This is a genomic window from Burkholderia sp. Ac-20349, from assembly GCF_017104865.1.
Classification (GTDB): domain Bacteria; phylum Pseudomonadota; class Gammaproteobacteria; order Burkholderiales; family Burkholderiaceae; genus Burkholderia; species Burkholderia aenigmatica.
The window spans coordinates 164,856-186,098 of record NZ_JAAGPM010000002.1; the positions used below are offsets into that span (position 1 = coordinate 164,856).

21 protein-coding genes are annotated in these 21,243 nt (G+C 68.1%); 15 read left to right on the plus strand and 6 right to left on the minus strand.

Going from position 1 to position 21,243, the window contains the following annotated elements; translation table 11 throughout:
- Positions 1–34: 34 nt before the first annotated feature.
- From G3N61_RS01645 to G3N61_RS01655, 3 genes are all read left to right on the plus strand, one after another.
- Entirely contained in the window at positions 35–1,048 is a 1,014-nt protein-coding gene (locus G3N61_RS01645; protein ID WP_089454086.1) for an NAD(P)H-quinone oxidoreductase, read from the plus strand.
- A gap of 229 nt (positions 1,049–1,277) precedes the next feature.
- A complete protein-coding gene (locus G3N61_RS01650; RefSeq protein ID WP_089453978.1) occupies positions 1,278–2,267 on the plus strand; it encodes a LysR family transcriptional regulator in 990 nt (329 codons plus the stop codon).
- Positions 2,268–2,323: 56 nt separating this feature from the next.
- Positions 2,324–2,746: a BON domain-containing protein gene (locus tag G3N61_RS01655; protein WP_205821201.1), complete on the plus strand. Its 423-nt coding sequence runs from the start codon at positions 2,324–2,326 to the stop codon at positions 2,744–2,746.
- Between the two features lie 99 nt (positions 2,747–2,845).
- Here the strand turns inward: G3N61_RS01655 and G3N61_RS01660 are convergent, their stop codons facing one another.
- Positions 2,846–3,292 (minus strand): PaaI family thioesterase, encoded by a 447-nt coding sequence (locus G3N61_RS01660; RefSeq protein ID WP_089453976.1) that lies wholly within the window; start codon positions 3,290–3,292, stop codon positions 2,846–2,848.
- Positions 3,293–3,432: 140 nt separating this feature from the next.
- Here G3N61_RS01660 and G3N61_RS01665 point away from each other — a divergent pair, with 140 nt between their 5' ends.
- The 7 genes from G3N61_RS01665 (at position 3,433) to G3N61_RS01695 (ending at position 9,635) form a co-directional block, all read left to right on the plus strand.
- A complete protein-coding gene (locus G3N61_RS01665) occupies positions 3,433–3,927 on the plus strand; it encodes a GNAT family N-acetyltransferase (RefSeq protein ID WP_089453975.1) in 495 nt (164 codons plus the stop codon).
- A 133-nt stretch (positions 3,928–4,060) separates the two neighbouring features.
- Positions 4,061–4,735, plus strand: a complete 675-nt coding sequence (locus G3N61_RS01670) for a histidine phosphatase family protein (protein ID WP_089453974.1) — start codon at positions 4,061–4,063, stop codon at positions 4,733–4,735.
- A 19-nt stretch (positions 4,736–4,754) separates the two neighbouring features.
- On the plus strand, positions 4,755–5,786 hold the full coding sequence (locus G3N61_RS01675; RefSeq protein ID WP_089453973.1) for a phosphotransferase: 1,032 nt from the start codon (positions 4,755–4,757) through the stop codon (positions 5,784–5,786).
- 58 nt (positions 5,787–5,844) lie between these two features.
- The gene (locus G3N61_RS01680; protein WP_043179052.1) at positions 5,845–6,609 is read left to right on the plus strand and encodes an SDR family oxidoreductase; all 765 of its coding nucleotides are present in this window, start codon (positions 5,845–5,847) and stop codon (positions 6,607–6,609) included.
- A gap of 7 nt (positions 6,610–6,616) precedes the next feature.
- Complete coding sequence (locus tag G3N61_RS01685; protein WP_089453972.1) at positions 6,617–7,375, plus strand: glucose 1-dehydrogenase; 759 nt, start codon at positions 6,617–6,619, stop codon at positions 7,373–7,375.
- A 33-nt stretch (positions 7,376–7,408) separates the two neighbouring features.
- Positions 7,409–8,653 (plus strand): acyl-CoA dehydrogenase family protein, encoded by a 1,245-nt coding sequence (locus tag G3N61_RS01690; protein WP_174914491.1) that lies wholly within the window; start codon positions 7,409–7,411, stop codon positions 8,651–8,653.
- A gap of 76 nt (positions 8,654–8,729) precedes the next feature.
- Positions 8,730–9,635, plus strand: coding sequence for a LysR family transcriptional regulator (locus G3N61_RS01695; RefSeq protein WP_205821202.1), 906 nt, complete (start codon positions 8,730–8,732; stop codon positions 9,633–9,635).
- 101 nt (positions 9,636–9,736) lie between these two features.
- Here G3N61_RS01695 and G3N61_RS01700 read toward each other — a convergent pair whose 3' ends face one another.
- Positions 9,737–10,711, minus strand: coding sequence for a LysR substrate-binding domain-containing protein (locus tag G3N61_RS01700; protein WP_205821203.1), 975 nt, complete (start codon positions 10,709–10,711; stop codon positions 9,737–9,739).
- Positions 10,712–10,865: 154 nt separating this feature from the next.
- On the opposite strand from G3N61_RS01700, the gene G3N61_RS01705 reads away from it, so the two are divergent.
- The 5 genes from G3N61_RS01705 to G3N61_RS01725 all read left to right on the plus strand — a co-directional run bounded on the left by G3N61_RS01705 (position 10,866) and on the right by G3N61_RS01725 (position 16,302).
- Positions 10,866–11,978 carry a CoA transferase gene (locus tag G3N61_RS01705; RefSeq protein WP_043179045.1) on the plus strand — a complete coding sequence of 371 codons (1,113 nt, stop codon included), beginning with the start codon at positions 10,866–10,868 and terminating at the stop codon, positions 11,976–11,978.
- On the plus strand, positions 11,975–13,321 hold the full coding sequence (locus tag G3N61_RS01710; RefSeq protein ID WP_205821204.1) for an MFS transporter: 1,347 nt from the start codon (positions 11,975–11,977) through the stop codon (positions 13,319–13,321). Before G3N61_RS01705 ends, G3N61_RS01710 begins: the two co-directional genes overlap by 4 nt.
- Complete coding sequence (locus tag G3N61_RS01715; protein WP_205821205.1) at positions 13,318–14,664, plus strand: PhoPQ-activated protein PqaA family protein; 1,347 nt, start codon at positions 13,318–13,320, stop codon at positions 14,662–14,664. The genes G3N61_RS01710 and G3N61_RS01715 overlap by 4 nt, the downstream gene beginning before the upstream one ends.
- 177 nt (positions 14,665–14,841) lie before the next feature.
- Complete coding sequence (locus G3N61_RS01720) at positions 14,842–15,900, plus strand: porin (RefSeq protein ID WP_205821206.1); 1,059 nt, start codon at positions 14,842–14,844, stop codon at positions 15,898–15,900.
- 42 nt (positions 15,901–15,942) lie between these two features.
- Complete coding sequence (locus G3N61_RS01725; protein WP_205821207.1) at positions 15,943–16,302, plus strand: BON domain-containing protein; 360 nt, start codon at positions 15,943–15,945, stop codon at positions 16,300–16,302.
- Positions 16,303–16,324: 22 nt separating this feature from the next.
- Here the strand turns inward: G3N61_RS01725 and G3N61_RS01730 are convergent, their stop codons facing one another.
- From G3N61_RS01730 to G3N61_RS01745, 4 genes are all read right to left on the minus strand, one after another.
- Positions 16,325–17,347: an AraC family transcriptional regulator gene (locus G3N61_RS01730; RefSeq protein WP_043179037.1), complete on the minus strand. Its 1,023-nt coding sequence runs from the start codon at positions 17,345–17,347 to the stop codon at positions 16,325–16,327.
- A gap of 100 nt (positions 17,348–17,447) precedes the next feature.
- Positions 17,448–18,644 carry a porin gene (locus tag G3N61_RS01735; protein WP_205821209.1) on the minus strand — a complete coding sequence of 399 codons (1,197 nt, stop codon included), beginning with the start codon at positions 18,642–18,644 and terminating at the stop codon, positions 17,448–17,450.
- Positions 18,645–18,780: 136 nt separating this feature from the next.
- A complete protein-coding gene (locus G3N61_RS01740) occupies positions 18,781–19,968 on the minus strand; it encodes an MFS transporter (RefSeq protein WP_205821210.1) in 1,188 nt (395 codons plus the stop codon).
- A partial coding sequence (locus tag G3N61_RS01745; RefSeq protein WP_205821211.1) for a D-arabinono-1,4-lactone oxidase occupies positions 19,965–21,243 on the minus strand: 1,279 nt, incomplete at its 5' end. The genes G3N61_RS01740 and G3N61_RS01745, both read right to left, overlap by 4 nt.

The following is a 21,243-nucleotide window of genomic DNA, read 5'->3' on the forward strand; positions in this document are numbered from 1 at the left end:
CGTGACTGATGACGTGAAACCCCTGCCCGCCGACATGACGGCGATTGAAATCGTGCGTCCCGGCGGCCCCGAAGTGCTCGTGCCGACCACGCGTCCCGTGCCGTCGCCGGGCCCGGACGAAGTGCTGATCCGCATTCACGCGGCGGGCGTGAACGGCCCCGACGTGTTCCAGCGCAAGGGGCTGTACGATCCGCCGCCCGGCGCGTCCGACATTCCCGGCCTCGAGGTCGCCGGCGAAGTCGTCGCGGTCGGCCGCGACGTCACGCGCTTCGCGATCGGCGACGAGGTCTGCGCGCTGATTCCGGGCGGCGGCTACGCGGAATACGCGGTGGCGAACGAGAGCAACACGCTCGCGATTCCCGAAGGCCTCGACATGACGGAAGCGGCGGCGCTGCCCGAAACCTTCATGACGGTCTGGCTGAACCTGTTCCAGCGCGGCCGGTTCGCGGCCGGCGACAGCGTGCTGATTCACGGCGGCGCGTCGGGCATCGGCACGACCGCGACGATGCTGGCGAAGGCGTTCGGCGCGTCGGCCATCATCACGACGGTGGGCTCGGAAGCGCAGCGCGACGCAAGCCAGCGGCTCGGCGCGGACCTCGCGATCGAGTACCGCAACGAGGATTTCGTCGACGCGGTCAAGCGCTTCACCGACGGCAAGGGCGTCGACGTGATCGTCGACATCATCGCCGGCGACTACGTCGCGCGCAATTTCGCGGCAGCCGCGATGAACGGCCGCATCGTCCAGATCGGCGTGATCAACGGGCCCGCGAAGGAGCTCGACCTGTTCCCGATGCTGACCAAGCGCCTCACGCACATCGGCTCGACGCTGCGCTCGCGCACCTACGAGGAAAAGGCGCAGCTCATCCGCGAGCTGGAGGAAGCCGTGTGGCCGCTGATCCGACAGGGCACGGTGAAGCCGCAGGTCTACCAGACCTTCGATCTTCGCGATGCGAGCGCGGCGCACGCGCTGATGGATTCCGGCCGCCACATCGGCAAGATCGTGCTACGCACGCCGGCTTCCGCCGCAGACGGCAAGCATTCCACATGATCGGGCCGCGCTTCAGCCCCCCGGACGGGGGGCTGAAGGCAACGCGACGAATGGCGACAATCGGTATCACTGAACATGACGGCGCGTAGCACGATCGACGGCCCCGGTGCGGTCCGATGCGTGGCGAGCCGTGGTTCGAAACCGAGGCTGCGTCGTGCGGCCGGGCGCGGGTTGGCCCGATCGTGCGCGCGGCGGATGGCGCGACGGCCGCGATGGACGATGAATCGAAATGGACATGCTTGAAAACATGCGGACGTTCGTGCGTGTCGTGCAGGCCGGCAGTTTCACCGCCGTCGCGAGGCAGGGCGACATGGCGACCGCGCAGGTGTCGCGGGCGGTCGCCAGCCTGGAGGACTACGCGCAGATCCGGCTGCTGAACCGGACGACCCGCAAGATCGCGCTGACCGACAGCGGCCGGCGCTATTTCGAACGCCTGCTGGCGATCCTCGGCGATGTCGACCAGGCGAACGCCGAAGCGCGCAATGCCTTGGTCCGACCGTACGGGCGGCTGCGCGTGCATACGATGCCGGGGCTCGGGCAGAGCCACGTGACCGCATCGGCCGTCGCGTACCAGGCGATCTTTCCCGAAGTGTCGGTCGAAATCACGTACTCGCAGCGGCTGCCGAATCTCGTCGAAGAGGGGTACGACGTGTCGGTCGTCACCGCGTCGAGCCTGCCCGATTCCGGTTACATCGCGCACTCGTGTGGCCGGAGCTACAGCGTGCTGGTCGCGTCGCCGGCCTATCTCGCGCGGCACGGCTCGCCGCGTACCCCGGCCGAACTCGACGGGCATACGTGCCTGTGCCTCGATACGCCCGCCGACGCGACTGGCGAATGGCAGTTGCATGGCGCCGGTGGCGTCGGCGACGTTGCAACGCACACCGTGCTGGCCGCGCCGTTCCACGCGAATGCGCCGGAAGCGCTGTCGATCGCGCTGCGTGCGGGGCTGGGCATCGGCTCGCTCGCGATTTACTCGGTCATCGACGATCTGCGCAGCGGGCGGCTCGTCCGCGTGCTGCCCGATTACCGACTGACGATGCTCGACGTCTACGCGATGTTCGCGTCCCGGCGCTTCGTGGACGCGAAGATCCGTACCTTTCTCGACCACCTGCGCGCGACGCTGTCGCCCGCGCTGGCGGCTGACGAACTCGCACTCGAATCGATCACCGCGCCGCGCGGCCGCGCGCGCACCCGTGCGATGTCGGGTGCGGTGGCCTGACCGCTTTCCCCCGCAGTTTCCCCCGCAGTTACCGTTCGTTCCTTGAGGAGAATTCGATGAAGATCCGTCTTGCCGTCGTTGCAGGTTGTGTCGCGCTGTCGCCGATCCTGGTCCATGCGCAGTCCGGCGCGCCCAATGCGGACGTGTCCGGCCCGCAACGGGTCACCACGTCGCAGGCTGCGTCGTCCGTTGCGTCACCGTCACCGTCACCGTCAGCGGCGGCACGGGCGGCGAAGAAGGCCGATCGCGCGGCCGATCGCGCATTCGCGAAGAAGGTCCGCCTGGCGATCACGAAGGCGCCCGGCATCGGCAGTGCGCAGGTCACCGTGTTTGCGAAGGCGAAGACGGGCGACGTGACGCTGGCGGGGCAGATCACGGATCAGTCGCAGGATCAGGTCGCGGTGGATGCGGCCCGCCAGGTGCCGGGTGTCACGTCCGTGAAAAGCCGGTTGCAGTTGCGTCTGGAGGGCTCGCAGTAACGGGCATGCACCCCCGGGCGGCTACGTCCGGGGCATTCGTTGGATGAATGACGCGCTGGATCGCGTGCACGCGCCGCTGCGTCGCTGATCGGTGCCGTGTCACGCGCGATCGCGCTTCCCGTGCATCACCATGATGGTTTGCTGCATGACCGCGCACAGCGTTTCCTTGTCGCCGCTGACGGCGAAGACTTCCGCCTTGGTGACGATCAGCGTGCGTCCCGGCCGGATCACCTCGCCACGGGCGATCAGCTTGTCGCCGGCGGCGGGCGCGACGAGGTTCACCTTGTATTCGACGGTCAGCACCGACGCATCGGCCGCCACCGTGGTCATCGCCGCGTAGCCGGCGGCCGAATCGGCGATCATGCCGACCACGCCGCCGTGGACGAAGCCGTGCTGCTGTTCGATGCCCTGCCAGTGCGGCACGTGGATCTCGGTTCGTCCGATGTCGATCAGCGGCATGCTGGCCTGGATCAGGCGCATCGCGTGCTGCTTGTCGAAACTGGCGGCGACGGATTCGCGGTAGTTCGGGTTGAGGACGTCGGTCATGGCGTGTCGAGCGGGGTGAGCAGGGGCGGGTGCGGAGGCTGGGCGCAAACGGCTTGCGGGGTGTCCGGGAAGCGTAACGCAAAAGGCATTCCGTTCGCCCTAAAATCGGCTCTCCTGTCCCCGACGCGTATCCGATCCCGATGCTCACCCTCCACCGGCTGTCCGGCGAGTCGGCCAGCGACCGTGCCAACGTCTGGCGCGTCTTTACCGAAGCGCCTTCGTACACGCAATGCGTTGAAGGCCGTGCGCCCACCGAGGAAGACGTCGACGATTTTTTCGTCGGCAAGCCCGCTGCGAAGGCGGCGGCTGACAAATCGGTGTTCGGATTGTGGGTCGACCGGCACATGATCGGCTGTGCGGATGTCATCCGCGCCTATCCGGACGATGATTGCCTATGGATCGGCCTGCTGTTGCTCTCGGAAGCGCAGCAACAGCGCGGTTACGGGAAGGCTGCATTGGGTTTGCTCCTCGACATGGCGCGGGAATGGGGCTATCGCGTGGCGCAGCTGGCCGTCATTTCGACCAATCCTCGCGCGCAGGCCTTCTGGCAGCGCGAAGGCTTCGACGAGATTCGGCGCACGGTGAATCCGCGGTTTACCGGCGACGTGATCGTCATGCAGCGCCCGATCCGGTAACACCGGCGCGTCGCTCCGCGGCAACGGCGGCCGGCCGCAATTCACCCAATGAATACCCCCGGATTCAGAAAATAAAGTTTAAAAATGCGTCCCCGCCCCCTATGCTGAATCCTTCTGATCTGGCGGGCATGCGATGGCTGAACTTTTTCTGGTACGGCACGGGCAGGCGTCCTTCGGCACGGACGACTACGACCGGTTGTCCGCAGCGGGCGAGCAGCAGAGCGTCTGGCTCGGCGAATACTTCGCGCAGCAAGCGCTCACATTCGACCGCGTGATCTGCGGCACGCTGAACCGCCACGCGCAGACGGTCGACGCGATCCTGCGCGGGATGGGCCGGGAAGGCACGTCGGTCGACCGCCACCCGGGCCTGAACGAATACGACTTCCACGGCCTGTTCGCCGCCGCCGCACACGATTACCCGGATCTCGCCCGCCTCGCGGCCGGCTCGATGAAGGAACATTTCCGCGCGCTCCGGCAGGTGCTGCAGCTCTGGTCGGAAGACAAGCTCGGCGATTCGGCCCCCGAGACCTGGGCGCACTTCCAGCAGCGCGTGGCCGACGCCCGCGCGGCGATCCGCCACGGCGGTGGCCAGCGCGTGCTGGCGGTGAGCTCCGGCGGCCCGATCGCGGTCACCGTGCAGCAGGTGCTGGCCGCCCCGCCGTCGAGCGCGATCGCGCTGAACCTGCAGATCCGCAACAGCAGTCTTTCGCAGTTTTTCTTCAACGCCGATGCGTTCCACCTCGCGTCGTTCAACGGCATCCCGCATCTGGAGGATTCCGAACGACACGCGCTGCGAACCTACGGCTGACCCACGAACGATCGCGACGATGACGAACCCTACCCAGCAACTCGACGTAGCCCGCCTCACGCGCTATCTGGAAGCGCACGTGCCGGGCTTCGAAGGCCCGGTCGACACGGAGAAGTTCGCCGGCGGCCAGTCGAATCCGACTTTCCTGCTGCATGCGAAGAGCGGCCGCTACGTGCTGCGCCGCCAGCCGCCCGGCGAACTGCTGAAGTCCGCGCACGCGGTCGACCGCGAATTCCGCGTGCTGAGCGCGCTGTCTGGCACCGCGGTGCCGGTCGCGCGGCCGTATCACCTGTGCGAAGACCGCGACGTGATCGGCAGCATGTTCTACGTGATGAGCTTCGAGGACGGCCGGATTTTCTGGGATCCGGCGCTGCCGGAACTGCCGAAGGCCGATCGTGCGGCGTGCTACGACGCGTTGCTGCAGACGATGGCCGCGTTGCATGACGTCGATGTCGACGCGGTGGGCCTTGGCGACTACGGCCGCCCGGGCAACTACTTCGAGCGCCAGATCGGCGTGTGGACGAAGCAGTATCGCGCGGCGGAAACGGAGCGTCTCGATGCGATGGAAACGCTGATCGACTGGCTGCCGAAGGCGTGCCCCACGGATACCGGCCGGCCGACGCTGGTGCATGGCGATTTCCGGATCGACAACCTGATGTTCGCGCGCGACAGCTATCGCGTGCAGGCCGTGCTCGACTGGGAACTGTCGACGCTCGGCAACCCGCTCGCCGATCTCGCGTATCTCTGCATGTGCCTGCGGCTGCCGACCGGCGGGCAGGTGCGCGGGCTCGCGGGCCAGGATCGCGCCGAACTCGGCGTGCCGGACGAAGCGGCGATCGTCGCGCGCTATTGCGAACTGCGCGGCATCGAGCCGATCCGCGACTGGCACTTCTATCTGGCATTCAGTTTCTTCCGGCTCGCGTCGATCGCGCAGGGCGTGAAGGCGCGCGCGCTGCAGGGCAATGCGTCGAGCGAGCAGGCGCTGCGTGTCGGCGAGATGGCCGGGCGGCTGGCCGAACTGGCCGTCGGCGTGATCGACGCGCATCGCTGACATCGCGGGCTTCACCGCGCGGCGGCACGACAACACATCAATGGAGGAGCACAGCAACATGGCAACGAATCTGTTCGACCTGACGGGCAAGATCGCCCTGGTGACGGGCGCGAGCCGCGGCATCGGCGAGGAAATCGCGAAATTGCTCGCGGAGCAGGGCGCGCACGTGATCGTGTCGAGCCGCAAGCTCGACGACTGCCAGGCCGTGGCCGACGAGATCGTCGCGGCAGGCGGCCGCGCCGAGGCGCTGGCCTGCCACGTCGGGCGGCTCGAGGACATCGCCGCGACGTTCGAGCACATCCGCGGCAAGCACGGCCGCCTCGACATCCTCGTGAACAACGCGGCCGCGAATCCGTATTTCGGGCACATCCTCGATACCGACCTCGCCGCGTACGAGAAGACGGTCGACGTGAACATCCGCGGCTACTTCTTCATGTCGGTCGAGGCCGGCAAGCTGATGAAGACGCACGGCGGCGGCGCGATCGTCAACACGGCGTCGGTGAACGCGCTGCAGCCGGGCGACCGGCAGGGCATCTACTCGATCACGAAGGCCGCGGTCGTCAACATGACGAAGGCGTTCGCGAAGGAATGCGGGCCGCTCGGCATCCGCGTGAACGCGCTGCTGCCGGGCCTCACGAAGACGAAGTTCGCGGGCGCGCTGTTCGCCGACAAGGACATCTACGAGACCTGGATGGGGAAGATTCCGCTGCGCCGCCATGCGGAGCCGCGCGAAATGGCCGGCACGGTGCTGTATCTCGTATCGGATGCGGCGAGCTACACGAACGGCGAATGCATCGTCGTCGACGGCGGCCTGACGATCTGAGCGCGCGATGAAGATCGACAGCTACGCCGGACAGGCCGTGATGATCACCGGCGCCGCGAGCGGCTTCGGCGCGTTGCTCGCAAGCGAGCTGGCCGCGATGGGCGCGCGCGTCGCGCTCGGCGACCTGAACGACGACGCGCTCGAACGCGTGGCCGCGCCGCTGCGTGCGGCCGGTGCCGACGTGATCGCGCAGCGCTGCGACGTGCGCGTCGAGGCCGAGGTGGCGGCGCTGGTGCATGCGGCGGCCGAGCGTTTCGGCCGGCTCGACGTCGGCATCAACAACGCGGGCATCGCGCCGCCGATGAAGGCGCTGATCGACACCGACGAAGCCGATCTCGACCTGAGCTTCGCGGTGAACGCGAAGGGCGTGTTCTTCGGCATGAAGCATCAGATCCGCCAGATGCTCGCGCAGCGCGCAGGTGTGATCCTGAACGTCGCGTCGATGGCCGGGCTCGGCGGCGCGCCGAAGCTGGCGGCCTACGCGGCGTCGAAGCATGCGGTGGTCGGGCTCACGAAGACGGCGGCCCTCGAATACGCGCGCCACGGCATTCGCGTGAATGCGGTGTGCCCGTTCTACAGCACGACGCCGATGGTCACCGACAGCGATATCGGCGACCGCCAGGACTTTCTCGCGCAGGGCTCGCCGATGAAGCGGCTCGGCCGGCCCGAGGAAATCGTCGCGACGATGCTGACGCTGTGCGCGAAGGAAAACACTTATCTGACCGGGCAGGCCGTCGCCGTCGACGGCGGTGTCTCGGCCTTCTGACGGAACCGGACGAACGAAATCGAGGAGTCGATCATGGACTTTGGCTACACCCCGAAAGTGGAAGAACTGCGCAGCCGCGTGCGCGCATTCATGGACGCGCACATCGTGCCGCGCATCCGCCAGTGGAACGAGGAAGTGCACGCGGGTCAGTATCCCGTGTCGTTCATGGAGGAACTGAAGGAACGCGCGAAGGCGGAAGGGCTGTGGAACCTGTTCCTGCCGCACCTGAAGGACGACGAGCCCGGCATGGGCCTGACGAACCTCGAATACGCGCCGCTCGCCGAGATCATGGGGCGGGTGGGCTGGGCGTCGGAAGTGTTCAACTGCAACGCGCCGGACACCGGCAACATGGAGCTGCTGCACATGTTCGCGTCGCCCGAGCAGCGCGAACAGTGGCTGAAGCCGCTGCTGCGCGGCGAGATCCGCTCGGCGTTCGCGATGACGGAGCCGGATGTGGCATCGTCGGATGCGACGAACATCACGACGCGCATCGAGCGCGTGGGCGACGAGTACGTGATCAACGGCCGCAAGTGGTTCATCACGAACGCCGCGCATCCGAACTGCAAGATCTTCATCGTGATGGGCAAGACCGATCCCGAGGCCGCGTCGCACCAGCAGCAGAGCATGATCCTCGTGCCGCGCGACACGCCGGGCGTGACGATCGTGCGCAACATCACGGTGGTCAATCACTATGCGCCGGAAGGGCACTGCGAGATCACGTTCGACAACGTGCGCGTGCCGGCGAGCAACCTGCTGGGCGAGGAAGGCAGCGGCTTCGCGCTCGCGCAGGCACGCCTCGGGCCGGGCCGGATCCACCACTGCATGCGTTCGATCGGCGCGGCCGAGCTGGCGCTGGAGCTGATGGTCGACCGCGCGCAGTCGCGTGTCGCGTTCGGCAAGCCGCTGAACAAGCACGGTACGGTCGGCGAATGGATCGCGCGCTCGCGCATCGAGATCGAGCAGGCGCGCCTGCTGGTGCTGAAGGCCGCGTGGATGATCGACAAGGTCGGCGCGAAGGCCGCGCGCAAGGAAATCGCGATGATCAAGGCGCTGGTGCCGACCGTCTATACGGACGTGTGCGACCGCGCGATGCAGGTGTTCGGCGCGGCGGGGTTGAGCCCCGATACGCCGCTCGCCGACCTCTGGACCTGGGGCCGCGCGCTGCGCTTCGCCGACGGCCCGGACGAGGTGCACCTGCAGGCGATCGCGCGGATGGAAATCAAGGACGGCGAGCCGGGTTCGACGGCCCCGTACCTGACGCCGCCGCTGCGCGGCTGAGCGTCTCGCCACGATGCGCAGGGCCGTGGACGAACGGGAGGCGCACGCCGTAAGATGCCGGCAAGGAGATCCGGCGATGCGCCTTTCGAAGATTGACCTGAACCTGTTCGTCGTATTCGACGCGATCTACACCAAGCGCAACCTGACGCGGGCGGCCGAGGTGCTGAATCTCACGCAGCCGGCCGTCAGCAACGCGCTGGCGCGGCTGCGCAAGACCCTGAACGATCCGCTGTTCGTCAGCACGCCGGCCGGGATGATGCCCACGCCGCTGGCCGAGAACATCGTCGGCCGCGTGCGCGAGGCGATGCAGCTGCTCGATTCGAGCGCGCACGAAGGCGACGTGTTCGATCCGGCGTCGTCGACGCGCGTGTTCCGGATGAGCATGAGCGACCTGACCGAAGCGCTGCTGCTGCCTGCGCTCGGCGAACTGCTGCAGACGCATGCGCCCGGCATGCACGTGCGCAGCTACACGATGGACCGCCGCGAAGTCGCGACCGCGCTCGCGAACGGCTCCGTCGACATCGCGATCGACGCGCCGCTGATCGGCGATCCGCATCTGCACCAGGCACTGCTCGTGCGCGACCGCTATGCATGCATGATCCGCGACGATCACCCGTTCAAGGGCGACACGCTCACCATGGACGACTACCTTGCGATGGGGCACATCCACGTGTCGAGCCGCCGCAAGGGTAGCGGGCACGTCGACGCGGAACTGACGCGCCTCGGGCTGCGCCGCACCATCCAGATGCGCGTGCAGCACTACATGGTCGCGCCGCTGATCGCGATGCGCGGCGATCTTGCGCTGACGGCGCCGCTGCGGTTGCTGCAGCGCTATCCGGCGCGCATTCTCGAACTGCCGTTCGAGATGCCGGCCCTCGAATACTTCTGCTACTGGCATCGCAGCGCCGATCAGGACCAGGGCAGTCGATGGTTGCGCGAGCAACTGATGACGCTGATGGGCGGGATCGGCGAGCCGCAGTGATGCGCGTGCGGTGGCCGTCGGCTACTGCGACGTCAGCCTGACTGCACGCCGGGTGGATGGCGTGATGGCACGACAACCGGCCCGCCTGCGATGACCGCGCATCAACGCCGCGCATGCGCGGCCGCTTCGACCGCATCGCGAAACCGCTGCAGCGCGGGCAGGCTGGCCATCGTCGCGAGGTGTATCAGCGCGATTTCCCCCACCGGCATGACCGGAAAACCACCGACCCTGCGGATCACGCCCATGCGCGCATAGTGCAGCACGGCCGACTGCGGCGCGACGGTCAGCGCGCCGAGCGCGTCGGCCATCTGCAGGTTCGTGTGAAACGACATCGATTCGACGAGCGGGCGCGGCGGCATCAGGCCGTGGTCGACGAACAGCGCGTCGAACGCGCGGCGGGTATCGGTGCCGGCATGCGGGACGATCCAGTCTTCGCGCTGCAACTGCTCCGTCGACACGCGTCGCGCATCGGCGAACGGATGCGCGAGCGGGCACGCGATCGCGAGCGGTTCTTCGTACACGGGGAGGATCGTGACGTCGAGCCCGTCGAGCTTCGACAACGCTTCCGCGTCGGGGCGGCTGATGATGCAGTCGATCCTTCCGGCCGACAACGCGTCCAGCAGTCCCGAGACGTTCGATTCCATGACCGTGAACCGTGGCGCGGGTGCGTCCCGCGTCAGGTTCCGCATGATCTGCGGCAACAGTGCGACGCTGACCACGGGCAGCATGCCGATGCGCAGCAGCGGCCGGCCTTCGTCGTTGCCGTCGCCGGCCAGCGCGACGTCGAATTGCGCGAGCGCGATCCGCAGGCGCTGCAGGACGGCTTCGCCATCGGCGGTCAGCCGTCCGCCGCGCGCGCCGCGCGTCACGAGCATCGTGCCGAATACCGCTTCCATCTCCTGCAGCATTTTCGTGATCGCCGGCTGCGACAGGTGCAGCATGCGTGCGGCCGCGGCGAGCGAGCCGCCGTCCGCGACCAGCTCAAGCATGCGCAAGTGTCGCAGCCGCAGGAAATTGCCCGCATTGCGTCGCCCGGAAATCAGGTCGGGATTCATGTTTTCGGAATGCTGGTTCATGAATCTTCAATTTTCATGAAAGCGCAACCTGCCCACAATAGCGACTCGACCTAATGGAGAGAGACATGCGCAAGGGGTTGGGGCAAGCAGGGGACCGGCAACGGCAGCCGACCGGGGCGCCGACGCGTCGGGCAGCAGCGACAGGAGCGCGGGCATGACGGCATTCAAACCGCTCGCCGGGATTCGCGTGCTGGATTTCACGCACGTCATCGCGGGCCCGCTGGCGACGTTCCATCTGGCACAACTCGGTGCCGAGGTCGTCAAGATCGAGAATCGCAACGGCGGCGACGTGATGCGCCGCGGCAACGGGCGGATGGGCTTCGTTGCGCTGAACGCCGGCAAGCGCTCCATCGAGCTGGACCTGAGCGATGCAGGCGACCGCGACCAGGCACTCGAACTCGCGCGCGAAGCCGACGTGCTGGTCGACAGCCTGCGGCCGGGCGTGCTCGACCGGTTCGGCCTGGGCGACGGCGCGCTGCGGGCGCGGAATCCCGGGCTCGTCTACGCTGCGATCAGCGGCTGGGGCAACACCGGCGCGTGGCAGGGCCGGCCGGCCTACGACCATGTCGTCCAGGCGGCGACGGGCATGACGCTGATGGCCGGCCGTGAAGGCGAGCCGCCGGTCAAGACGGGCTTCCCGGTGGTAGATGCCGGCACGGGGCTCGTCGCTGCGATGGCGATCCTGGCCGCGCTGCGCGAGCGGGATGCATCCGGTCTGGGGCGCTATCTCGACGTGTCGATGACCGGCGCCGCGTTGCAGTTGATGTATCCGTTCGCGTGCCAGGCGCTCACGGCCCGCGTTGCACCGCCACGGGTCGGCAACCAGGGATACTCGGGCAGTCCGGCGGCGGACCTGTTCGCCACGCAGGACGGCTGGGTCGCGCTTGGCGCCAATACGCCGCGGCAACTGGCGGCCGCGCTCGGCATACTCGGGCGCGCCGACATTGCACGCGATCCGCGCTATTTCGATCCGCCGCTCGATGCCGGCGGGCCGGCCGCGTTCCTGCGCGCCAGCGACCCGGTGGCGTTGCGCACCGCGCTGGCGGCCGCGATCCGCGAATGGCGCGCGGCCGACCTCGAGGAGGCGTGCGCCGGCGTGGGCGTGGCCTGCGCGAAGGTGCGCACGATCGTCGAGTTCGTGGACGACGCGATGAACCACGACGCGCTTGAAACCGTCATGTTGTCCGACGGCGACTGCAGCGTGCTGTCGCCGGGCCTGGGCTATCGCGTGCATGCGGCGCGTCCTGACGGAGGGACTTCCGCATGAACACCGGAATGGAATGCTCGACGGACGGCGGCGGCATGGCCGCGCGCAGCGAAGCGGAGCGGGTGTTCGCGCGCATCACGCGGCGTCTCGTGCCGCTGTTGTTCCTGTGTTATCTGACCGCGTTCGTCAATCGCAACAATATCGGCCTCGCGAAGCTGCAGATGCAGGGGGCGCTCGGATTCACCGACGCGGTGTACGGCGTGGCGGCCTCGGCGTTCTCCGTCGGGGTCCTGATGTTCGAGCTGCCGAGCAACCTGATGCTGCGGCGGGTCGGCGTGCGCCGCACCCTGCTGCGGATCATGGCGTTGTGGGGCGTGGCGGCGGCCGCGACGATGTTCGTCAGGACGCCGGGCCAGTTCTACACGCTGCGCTTCCTGCTCGGCGCGTTCGAGGCGGGATTCTTCCCGGGCGTCGTGGTGTATCTGACGTTCTGGTTTCCGGCCGAGCGCCGCGCGAAGGTCATTGCGCTGTTCATGACGGCCGCTGCCGCAGCCGGGCTCGTGACCGGGCCGGTATCGGGCTGGGTGCTGAACGCGATGAACGGTGTTGCGGGGCTTGGCGGCTGGCAATGGCTGATGCTGCTGGAAGGGGTGCCGAGCATCGTGCTCGGCATGATCGCGTTCCGGGTGCTGCCCGAAGGTCCGGAACAGGCCCGCTGGCTGTCGCCCGACGAGCGCCGTATCGTGCAGCAGGCGCTTGGCGTGCCTGAGGGCCGGCCTGCCGCCCGCCATCCGTTGCGCGCGGCGCTGCGGGAGCCGTGCGTCTATCTGCTGGGCTTCACGACGTTCTCGCTGGGGTGCGCGACCAACCTGCTGATTTTCTGGCTGCCGTCCATCATCGAGGCGACCGGCGTCACGAACCTGCAGCACGTGGGCCTGTACGTCGTGATCCCGAACCTGATCGGCACGATCGCGATGGTCTGGTACGGCCGCCGTTCGGACCGTCGCCGCGAGCGTCACCTGCATTTCATCGTCGCGGTCGGTGCGGGCATTGCCGGACTGTGCACGATGGCCGTCTCGCACGGTGCGCTGCCCGGCGTCATGGCCGGCGCCATCCTGGCAACCAGCGGCATCGCGTCTGCGTACCCGGTGCTCTGGGCGATCGCGACGCGCCTGTTGCCGCGCGATGCGGCCGCCGCCGGCGTGGCGCTGATCTCGAGCATGGGCGCGGCATCCGGCGTGAGTTCCGCGCTGTTCGGCGCGATTCGCGTGCGGGCGGGCAGCCTCGAGCCGGCGCTCTATCTCGTCGCACTCGCGCTCGTCGCCGTGGTGCTGCTGTTTGCCTGCGTCATTCGTCCCAAGGCCGCCGAAGCGGCACTTATCAACCAGGAACTCCACTCATGAATCAGATGTTCACGGACCAGAAGCTGGCGCTGGGGCCGGCACCATTTTTCGACAAGGCGGAACTGCTCGACGAATCGACGTTGAAGCCGGAGATCGTCTCGGATTGCGTGCGCGAGAGCCGGCATCGAGCCGGGCGCCGGGTTCGCGTCATCGAGCTGACCTTCACCAGCCAGCAATGGCACGGGCTCGTCTGGCGGCATCCCGCCCGCATCTACGTGCCCGACGGCTATGACGGCGACGGCGCAGCCGGCATTATCGGCACGGCGCGCCAGGCCTTCGAGCCCGGGGAATGGGCCCAACGTGTCATTCCCGGCACGACGCTCGATACCGAGGGCGAATACGCGGAAGGCACGGCGCTCGACCTCGGGATGCCGATCATGATCTTCGCGAACCCGGCCGATTGCCCGTTCGGCCTCGACGAATCGGATTTCACCGGTTATGCGCTGAAGAAGATGCTGGAAACCGGTGACCTGACCTGGATCGGGTACTACCCGATCGCGAAGGCGTATCTCCGCGCCATCACGCTGCTGCATTCGCTCCCGGGCATCGGGACGAAGCGGGCCGTCCTGATCGGCAATTCGAAGCGCGGGGTCGGCGTAGCCATTGCGTCGGGCGCGGACCCGGACCGGGTGGCGGGCGTGATGGTGTGCGGCTACCACGGCGGGAACAACCTGTATCACCTTGCAACGAAATTCGCCGAGTTCGGGCCGCACGTCGCCGGGCCGTCGGAGTCGCGCGCCGGCCCGGGCTTTCAGGGCGCGGAGACGATGCTGCGCGCGCTCAACAATCCGGTCGGTTTTCAGATGCTGATGCATTTCGATCCGTATCTGTGGCGCGACCGGATCAAGGCCGCCTATCTCGTCGCGCTCGGCACGAACGACGAGTTCTTCGCGCTCGGCGCGCCCAACAGCATGATGACCGAGATGCCGGGCGACAAGGCCTATCTCGCCGTCGACAACGTGCGTCATTCGTGGGTCTCCACGAAGCATCTGGCGGCGTGGCGGATGTGGCTGGCCCGCACCTTTGCCGGCCGTCGCGTGCCGCGCATGCCGGTGGTCCGGCACGAGACCGCCGGCGACCGGCTGGCCGTGGTCGCACGCGTCGAGGCGGAGCACGTGTCGGGCGTCAGGCTGTTCCACGCGTTTCACCCGGTCTCGCAGGACTGGCGCAGCGCCACGTGGCAATCGATGCCGATGGCGGCGCGTGACGGCGAGTGGCACGCCGCGCTGAACCTTCAGGCGGGTCACAACCTCGCGTGGTACGTCGAGGTCGAGCACGACGGCGCCGGCGGGCCGGGATACGTCAGCTCGCTCGTGCAGAACGTCGGGCGGCCGGCCGAGTAATCCAGGAGGGCGGGAATCGGCGCACGCGGGCACGCGTGCGCCGATCCCGGTAACAGCGTGAAGCGATCGGCAACGGGTATCGATCGGCAACGGGTATCGCTAAATTAATTCGGTATGCGAATCATGAAGTGAGGCAGTGACCAACATATAAAGCCAGGCACTGGCAGGAGGAGACGGATGAGAAAATTCGCATGGATGGCATTGCTCGGCGCGTTGCCGGGCATCAGCGTGGCGCAGTCGAGCGTGACCCTCTACGGGCAGATCGGCGGCGGGATTCGATGGACCAACGGCATGCAGGGCGGGAGCGCCGTGGGGTTCAACAACAACATAATCTCGGGAAACGATTTCGGCATTCGCGGAAAAGAGGATCTGGGCGGCGGATTCAAGGCGCTGTTCGTGCTCGATGGCGCTTTCAGCAGCGGAACCGGCGCGGTGAAGACGGCCGGCACGCTGTTTTCGCAGGCGACGTACGTGGGCGTGACGGGCGGCTTCGGGCGACTGACGTTCGGGCGCCAGTTCAATGCGGCGACCGACTTCGGGATCGTCGTGGATCCGGCGGGCGGGCGCGGCCAGTCGCTTGCCATCGAGCCCGGTGTGCTGTGGGTCGGCAATCCGTTCACGCTCGATTCCCGCTTCAACAACACGATCAAGTACATCGGCGAACTGGGCGGCCTGCGACTCGCGGCAAGCTATTCGCCCGGCGGCGTCGCCGGCAATACGCGCGCCGGAACCAATTTCTCGGCGGCGGCGATGTATCAGTACCAGACGGTGCTCGGCGGTGCGTCCTATGCGAAGACGTACAGCGCGGACGCGTCGCAGTCCGCGCAGACCTGGATGGCGGGCGGGACCTGGCAGATCGGGGCGGGCCGGCTCTATGCGAGCTACTCGGCGCTGGACATTTCGAGCGCGAACCCGAGCCGGCCGCACCGCCGCGACAGGATCCCGTCGGTGGGTGCCGTCTATCAGGCCACGCCGTTCCTGCAGTTCACGGCCGGCATGTACGACGACATCGGCCGCAATCTCGGCAACCGGCGCGACGCGGACGGGCACAAGCTCACGACGTATGCGGTCGTCGAATACTTCCTGTCGAAGCGCACCGAGATTTATGCGGAGTTCGATCGCAACGGCTTCTCCGGCGCATACCGCACCGATCCGACCAATATCGCGGCCATCGGCCTGCGGCCGGGCGGCAGTGGCACGACGGGGGTATCGATCGGCCTGATGACGAAATTCTGAGCGTCGGGTCGACGCCATTTTCCGTGTGTGAAAGGAGACTCCATGAAAGCAGTACAACGTGTATTGATCGCGACCGCCTTGGCATGCGGCATCGTCGCCGTAGCCGGCCCCGCGCGAGCCGCATCGGACCTTGGGTCGCCAACCCTTGCCAGCGGGGCACCGGCGGACCAGGCGCGCCGGGCCGACGACCGGCGCCTGACGCGCCGTGTCAGCGCCGCACTCGCACGCACGCGCGGGCTGAACGCGACGCGCATCGTGGTGCGTGCCCGGAGCGGCGTCGTGACGCTGCGCGGCGGTGTGAGCGACGGTCAGCAGGCCGCGATGGCCGTGGACGCGGCCCGGCAGGTCGACGGAGTGACGCAGGTGACGAATCAGCTGCGCCTGGGCGAGCAGATGCCGTGATCGGCCCGGGCCCGCGTGACGTTCACGCGGGCGGGCGCTGCCCCTCTCTCGGCCCGTGCCCCGTCCACCGCTTGAACGCGCGCCGGAAGTTGTGCGCATCGCTGAACCCGACTTCATGCGCGACGTCCTCGATCGACAGCCGCGGGTTGCTCAGCAGCGTGAATGCGCGCTTGCGGCGGATCGTGTCGATCACCGTCTGGTACGACACGCCCTGATCGGCCAGCCGCCGCCGCAGCGTGCGCTCGCTCATGCACAGTTGCGCGGCGATCGCCGCGAGCGACGGCGCATGGCGCAGGTCGCGCCGCATGATCCGTTCGATCGATTCGAGAAATTCGGTGCCTTCGGGTTCGGGCGGCAGCGCGTCCTGCAGGAATTCGAGCGCCTGGCGATGCGCGAGCGGATCGTGGGTCGCGATCGGGCGGTTGCCGAGCGCGGCGTCGCATGAAAACAGGTTCTGTTCCTGTTCGAACCGCACCGGGCACGGGAACACGCGCGCGTATTGCTCCGCATAGGCCGGCGGCGGGTAGCCGAGATCGATGACCTTCGGCTGGAACGCGGGGCCGACGAGCGAGCGCCCGATCTTCATGAAGCTGCCGAACGCTTCCTCGACGAGGAACGCCTCGATGTCCGATTCGATCAGCAGGTTGGTCGCGCGGATCGACAGCGTGCGCGCATCCGAGATCACTTCGAAGCGCATCAGCGGCCCCGTGTGGCGCTGCAGCTCGATGCCGACCACGATCGCGTCCTTCAGCGTTGGGCTCGTCAGCATCGCATAGCCGACCAGGCCGATCGACGCGATCGTCTCGCTCGTGCCGAGTTCGAGGCCGAGCGCCCGCCCCGGCGCCATCTCGAGCGCGCGGCGGATCATCGTGCTCGCCTGGCGCAATGAAATCCGGCACGACGGATTCGACAGGTCCGCGACGTCGAAGCCGAGCCCCAGGCACAGCCGCTTGGGATCGATGCCCAGTTCCTTGCTTGTCTCCGCGAGGCACCGCAACAGATGGACCGGCAGATTCGCCGTCGTATAACGGTCGGGTTCGTCCATGGATGCTCCGTATTTTTTTCCATGGATTGTACTCGTCCCGCCCGGCCGGAGACCCGGCGCCGCCCCGGCCGCGATCGCCCACATCCTGTGCGGCCCCGCTTCAGAAGTAGTGGCGCAAGCCGACCGTCGCGCCGAGCTGCGTGGTGCTCGTGCTCGGCGCCTGCCCGTTCACGCCGACCAGCTGCGCGCCGACCAGGCCGCCGCGATAGATCGCGTAGTCGACTTCCGCATAGAGCATGCTGCGCTTCGACAGGCTGTAGCCGGCGATCACCTGGAACTGGCGCGCGCGGCCGTCGAAGTCCGGCGTGTAGCCCGACTGCGTGGTCCACCACGCGTTGACGGCGGCCGTGAACGCCGACGTGAACTTGTAGGTCAGCCCCGCGAGCGCCATCTTGCGGCGCCGGAACCCGCCGGGCGTCGACGGATCGACCACCTGCGCGGGCGAGATGATGCCGAGCGCGGCGAGATCGGTCGAGCTGAACGGGCCGCTCTCGAACGACGTGAAGTCGTTGTCGCGTGCGTTCTCGATATAGCCGGCGTTGACGGTCGCGTTGCCGAGCGTGACGGAGCCGCCGCCGCCATAGATGTCGAATTTCGCGTGCGTGACGTCGTCCCAGGTGCGCATGAACGATGCGCCGACCGTAAACGGCCCCTTGTCCGGCGCGTACGCGATCGCCGCACCGGCCTGGCTGCCGAGCACGCCGCCGCCCGCATGGCCGCCCGGCGCGTACTGTGCGAGCAGGTACAGGCTGCCGAGCTGCGCGCCGTACTGGATCATGTTGCTGGTGCGCGCGCCCGCGAGCATCGTCTGCTCCGGCTTGAACAGGTTGAAGTACGGGTCTTGCGGGCCGGCCCACAGGTTCGAGCCGTAGGTCAGCGACACCATCTCGAACGGCACGTTGTACTGGCGGCCGAGCGCGAGCTGGCCGAGCGACGTCGACGTGAGCCCCACGTACGCGACCTGGAAGAAGTTCGGCGAGCCGGCCGGCACGATCGCGCCGCTGTTCGGGCCGAAGTGGCTCTCGACGTTGAACTGCGCGGACAGCCCGCCGCCGAGATCCTCCTGCCCCTTGAGGCCCCAGTAGCTTTCCGTCAGGCCGCCGCCGTCGGCCATCGAGATCTTGCGGCCCGTCGACACCGGCGAGCCGTCGGCGCCGTACGACACGCCGTGCGTTTCGTAGCGGATGCCCGCATCGATCACGCCATATAGCGTCACATTGCTTTGCGCGTGCGCGCCGGTACCGGCCAGGACCAACATCGCGCAGCACGCGGCGCGAACGCTATCGTGACGATTCATTCTTTGGGACTCCGCATCGACAGGGGGACGGCGGCTCGCACCGCCGGAAACGAATGTAGAAAGCCAAATTTGCGCAGGCCAAGGCCGTGGCGGCCATTCTCATGGTGCGTCGCGGCCACGCCATGGCGCACTGCGGTCAGCGCGACGGCGACGCGCTCGCCACCGCACCGGGCGTCGCGCGGCGCAACGCGAGCCGCACGAACGGGGCGGCGGCCAGCACGGCCACGCATAGCACGTGAGCGACGCGCGTACCGCCGAAGCGGCCGAGCAGCGCACCGGACAGCGCGGTGCCGATGCCGGCCGCGAAGAACGTGACGACGAGCGTGCGCGCGACCAGCGAGCCGTCCGGGTCGACGTCGGACAGCATGCCGGTGAGGAACGGCACGATCACGAAGAACGCGCTGTTCAGCACGAACTGGCTCAGGAAGTACGCGCTGCCGCTGCGCGCGCTGAAGAACCATTCGATCGACGCGATCATCGCGAGCTGCGCGGCCCAGATCAGCGCGAGGCGGTGCGGGTGGCTGGCCGGATGCGACGGAATCGCCGCGCCGACGAAGCCGAGCAGCGACGACACCGACAGCAGTACGCCGATCGTCGTCGGCCACAGCCCCGCACGTTCGCCGACAAAGCCGGCGATCGCCCATTGCGATGCCTGCACGCCGTAGACGAGCGCGGTCACGACCCAGATCGCGATGACCGGCCGCCACGGCAGCGTGCCGGCGCGCACGTGGGTCTGCGCGGGTGCGCTCGCCAATGCGTCGATGCCGCGGATCGCGGGCGCCAGCACGGCGACGACGGCCGCCAGAAGTGCGAACACCCAGTGCCCGAAGCCGGCCGGCAACGCGGAGATCAGCACGAGGATGCCGCCGTTGATGACGCCCGCGAGCAGGTTGATTTGCCCCCACAGGCGGTCGGTCGACGCGCGCTGCGATACGCCCGACGCGACGACGACGAACAGCATCCCTTCGAACAGCCCCGTCAGCCCGCGCGCGACCGCCGCCGACGCGATGCCGGGCGCGACCGCGCTGAGCGCCTGCCCGGCGATCGTGCCGACCACGCCGGCCAGCGTGAACGACCGCGCGGCGCGCGCGATCCGGTGCGACAGCAGCGCGCAACTGATCGCGATACCGAGGATCTCGGCGCTGACGAGCGCGGTCGCCGTGCCTTCGTCGAGCCGGAAGCGCGTCATCACGGCCGCGACGAGGAACGGCGACAGGATCAGGCCGTTGGTGGCGGCCGCGAACGCGAGCGCAAGGCGGACGACGGCGCCGGTCGACGGATCGGGACGCGACTGCGCGGCTACCTGCAGGGTGGCTGTGCTCATGAGGCCTCCGGGTTGGATCGCGGCCGATCCTGCGCGACGCCGGCCGTTTCGTGCATCGGGTGTGTCCCTCGGCGGGCCGGCGCGGCGCGAGCGGCTGCGGCGGCGCTGGCGTGTTGCGGCAGACCGAACAGCGTGCGCAGGTACGGCGTCAGGAAGCGCCCGTGCGGATCCATCCGTTCGCGCAGTGCGAGGAAATCGTCCCAGTGCGGATAGCATGCCGCCAGCTCGGCGGCCTTCATCGCATGCACCTTGCCCCAGTGCGGCCGCCCGCCGTGATTGCGGCAGATGGCCTGCACACCCGAGAAGTACGCGTCGAACGGCATCCCGCGATACTGGTGCACCGAGATGCGCACGCTGTCGCGGCCGTAGTCGGGGCTCAGCCAGATGTCGTCGCCGCGCACCCAGCGGTATTCGATCGGGAACATCAGCGGGAAGCTGCGGCGCGCGATGAATGCGCGGATTTCGCGCAGCGCGTCGGCGCCGCGTTCGGCCGGCACCGACCATTCCATTTCGTTGAAGCGCACGCGGCGCACCGTCGACAGCATCGCGTAGCTCGCATCCACGTGCCGGCCGGCCGACACGGTCGATGCGCACAGCCGGCTCAGTGCAGGGCACAGCGAGGGCATGCGCCGGCCGAGCCCGCACAGTGCGCCGAACACTGTGTTCTCGAGGAACGACTCGGACGCGCGGCTCGCCCAGTGCACCGCGTTGGCCGGTTCGTCGGTCATGTCCCACGCCTTGGTCAGCACGGTGTCCGTATGCGGGAACCAGTAGAACTCGAACGAGCGATGCTTCGCGATCAGCGCGTCCGCTTGCGCGAGGCAGTCGTCGAGACGCATCGCGCCGCGTTCGAGGCGCAGCTTGAACGCGGACACGAGGCGCAGGCCGATCTCGGTCAGCACGCCGAGCGCGCCGAGCCCGATCCGGCCGCCCGCGAACAGGTCGGGATGCGTATCGGCGGTCGCGCGGATCTCGCTGCCGTCCGCGCACATGAAGGTCAAGCTGTCGATCTGCGTCGCCAGGTTGCCGAGCGTGATGCCGGTGCCGTGCGTGCCGGTGCTGGTCGCGCCGGCGATCGACTGCACGTTGATGTCGCCGAGGTTCTCCATCGCGAGGCCGTGCGCGGCGAGCGCCGGGCCCAGCGCCCACAGCCGCGTGCCGGCATGCACGCGCGCGACGCGCCGGTCGCGGTCGACGTCGATCACGCCCTGCATCGCGTCGAGCGACAGGATCACGTCGTCGGTCTGCACGAGCGGCGAGAACGAATGACCGGCG

Coding starts and splice junctions, on each gene's coding strand:
- G3N61_RS01675 (WP_089453973.1), top strand. CDS start 4,755: ATGACGAACCCTACCCAGCAACTCGACGTAGCCCGCCTCACGCGCTAT.
- G3N61_RS01725 (WP_205821207.1), top strand. CDS start 15,943: ATGAAAGCAGTACAACGTGTATTGATCGCGACCGCCTTGGCATGCGGC.
- G3N61_RS01690 (WP_174914491.1), top strand. CDS start 7,409: ATGGACTTTGGCTACACCCCGAAAGTGGAAGAACTGCGCAGCCGCGTG.
- G3N61_RS01680 (WP_043179052.1), top strand. CDS start 5,845: ATGGCAACGAATCTGTTCGACCTGACGGGCAAGATCGCCCTGGTGACG.
- G3N61_RS01650 (WP_089453978.1), top strand. CDS start 1,278: ATGGACATGCTTGAAAACATGCGGACGTTCGTGCGTGTCGTGCAGGCC.
- G3N61_RS01715 (WP_205821205.1), top strand. CDS start 13,318: ATGAATCAGATGTTCACGGACCAGAAGCTGGCGCTGGGGCCGGCACCA.
- G3N61_RS01660 (WP_089453976.1), bottom strand. CDS start 3,292: ATGACCGACGTCCTCAACCCGAACTACCGCGAATCCGTCGCCGCCAGT.
- G3N61_RS01740 (WP_205821210.1), bottom strand. CDS start 19,968: ATGAGCACAGCCACCCTGCAGGTAGCCGCGCAGTCGCGTCCCGATCCG.
- G3N61_RS01695 (WP_205821202.1), top strand. CDS start 8,730: ATGCGCCTTTCGAAGATTGACCTGAACCTGTTCGTCGTATTCGACGCG.
- G3N61_RS01730 (WP_043179037.1), bottom strand. CDS start 17,347: ATGGACGAACCCGACCGTTATACGACGGCGAATCTGCCGGTCCATCTG.
- G3N61_RS01645 (WP_089454086.1), top strand. CDS start 35: ATGACGGCGATTGAAATCGTGCGTCCCGGCGGCCCCGAAGTGCTCGTG.
- G3N61_RS01670 (WP_089453974.1), top strand. CDS start 4,061: ATGGCTGAACTTTTTCTGGTACGGCACGGGCAGGCGTCCTTCGGCACG.
- G3N61_RS01655 (WP_205821201.1), top strand. CDS start 2,324: ATGAAGATCCGTCTTGCCGTCGTTGCAGGTTGTGTCGCGCTGTCGCCG.
- G3N61_RS01735 (WP_205821209.1), bottom strand. CDS start 18,644: ATGAATCGTCACGATAGCGTTCGCGCCGCGTGCTGCGCGATGTTGGTC.
- G3N61_RS01705 (WP_043179045.1), top strand. CDS start 10,866: ATGACGGCATTCAAACCGCTCGCCGGGATTCGCGTGCTGGATTTCACG.
- G3N61_RS01720 (WP_205821206.1), top strand. CDS start 14,842: ATGAGAAAATTCGCATGGATGGCATTGCTCGGCGCGTTGCCGGGCATC.
- G3N61_RS01685 (WP_089453972.1), top strand. CDS start 6,617: ATGAAGATCGACAGCTACGCCGGACAGGCCGTGATGATCACCGGCGCC.
- G3N61_RS01700 (WP_205821203.1), bottom strand. CDS start 10,711: ATGAACCAGCATTCCGAAAACATGAATCCCGACCTGATTTCCGGGCGA.
- G3N61_RS01710 (WP_205821204.1), top strand. CDS start 11,975: ATGAACACCGGAATGGAATGCTCGACGGACGGCGGCGGCATGGCCGCG.
- G3N61_RS01665 (WP_089453975.1), top strand. CDS start 3,433: ATGCTCACCCTCCACCGGCTGTCCGGCGAGTCGGCCAGCGACCGTGCC.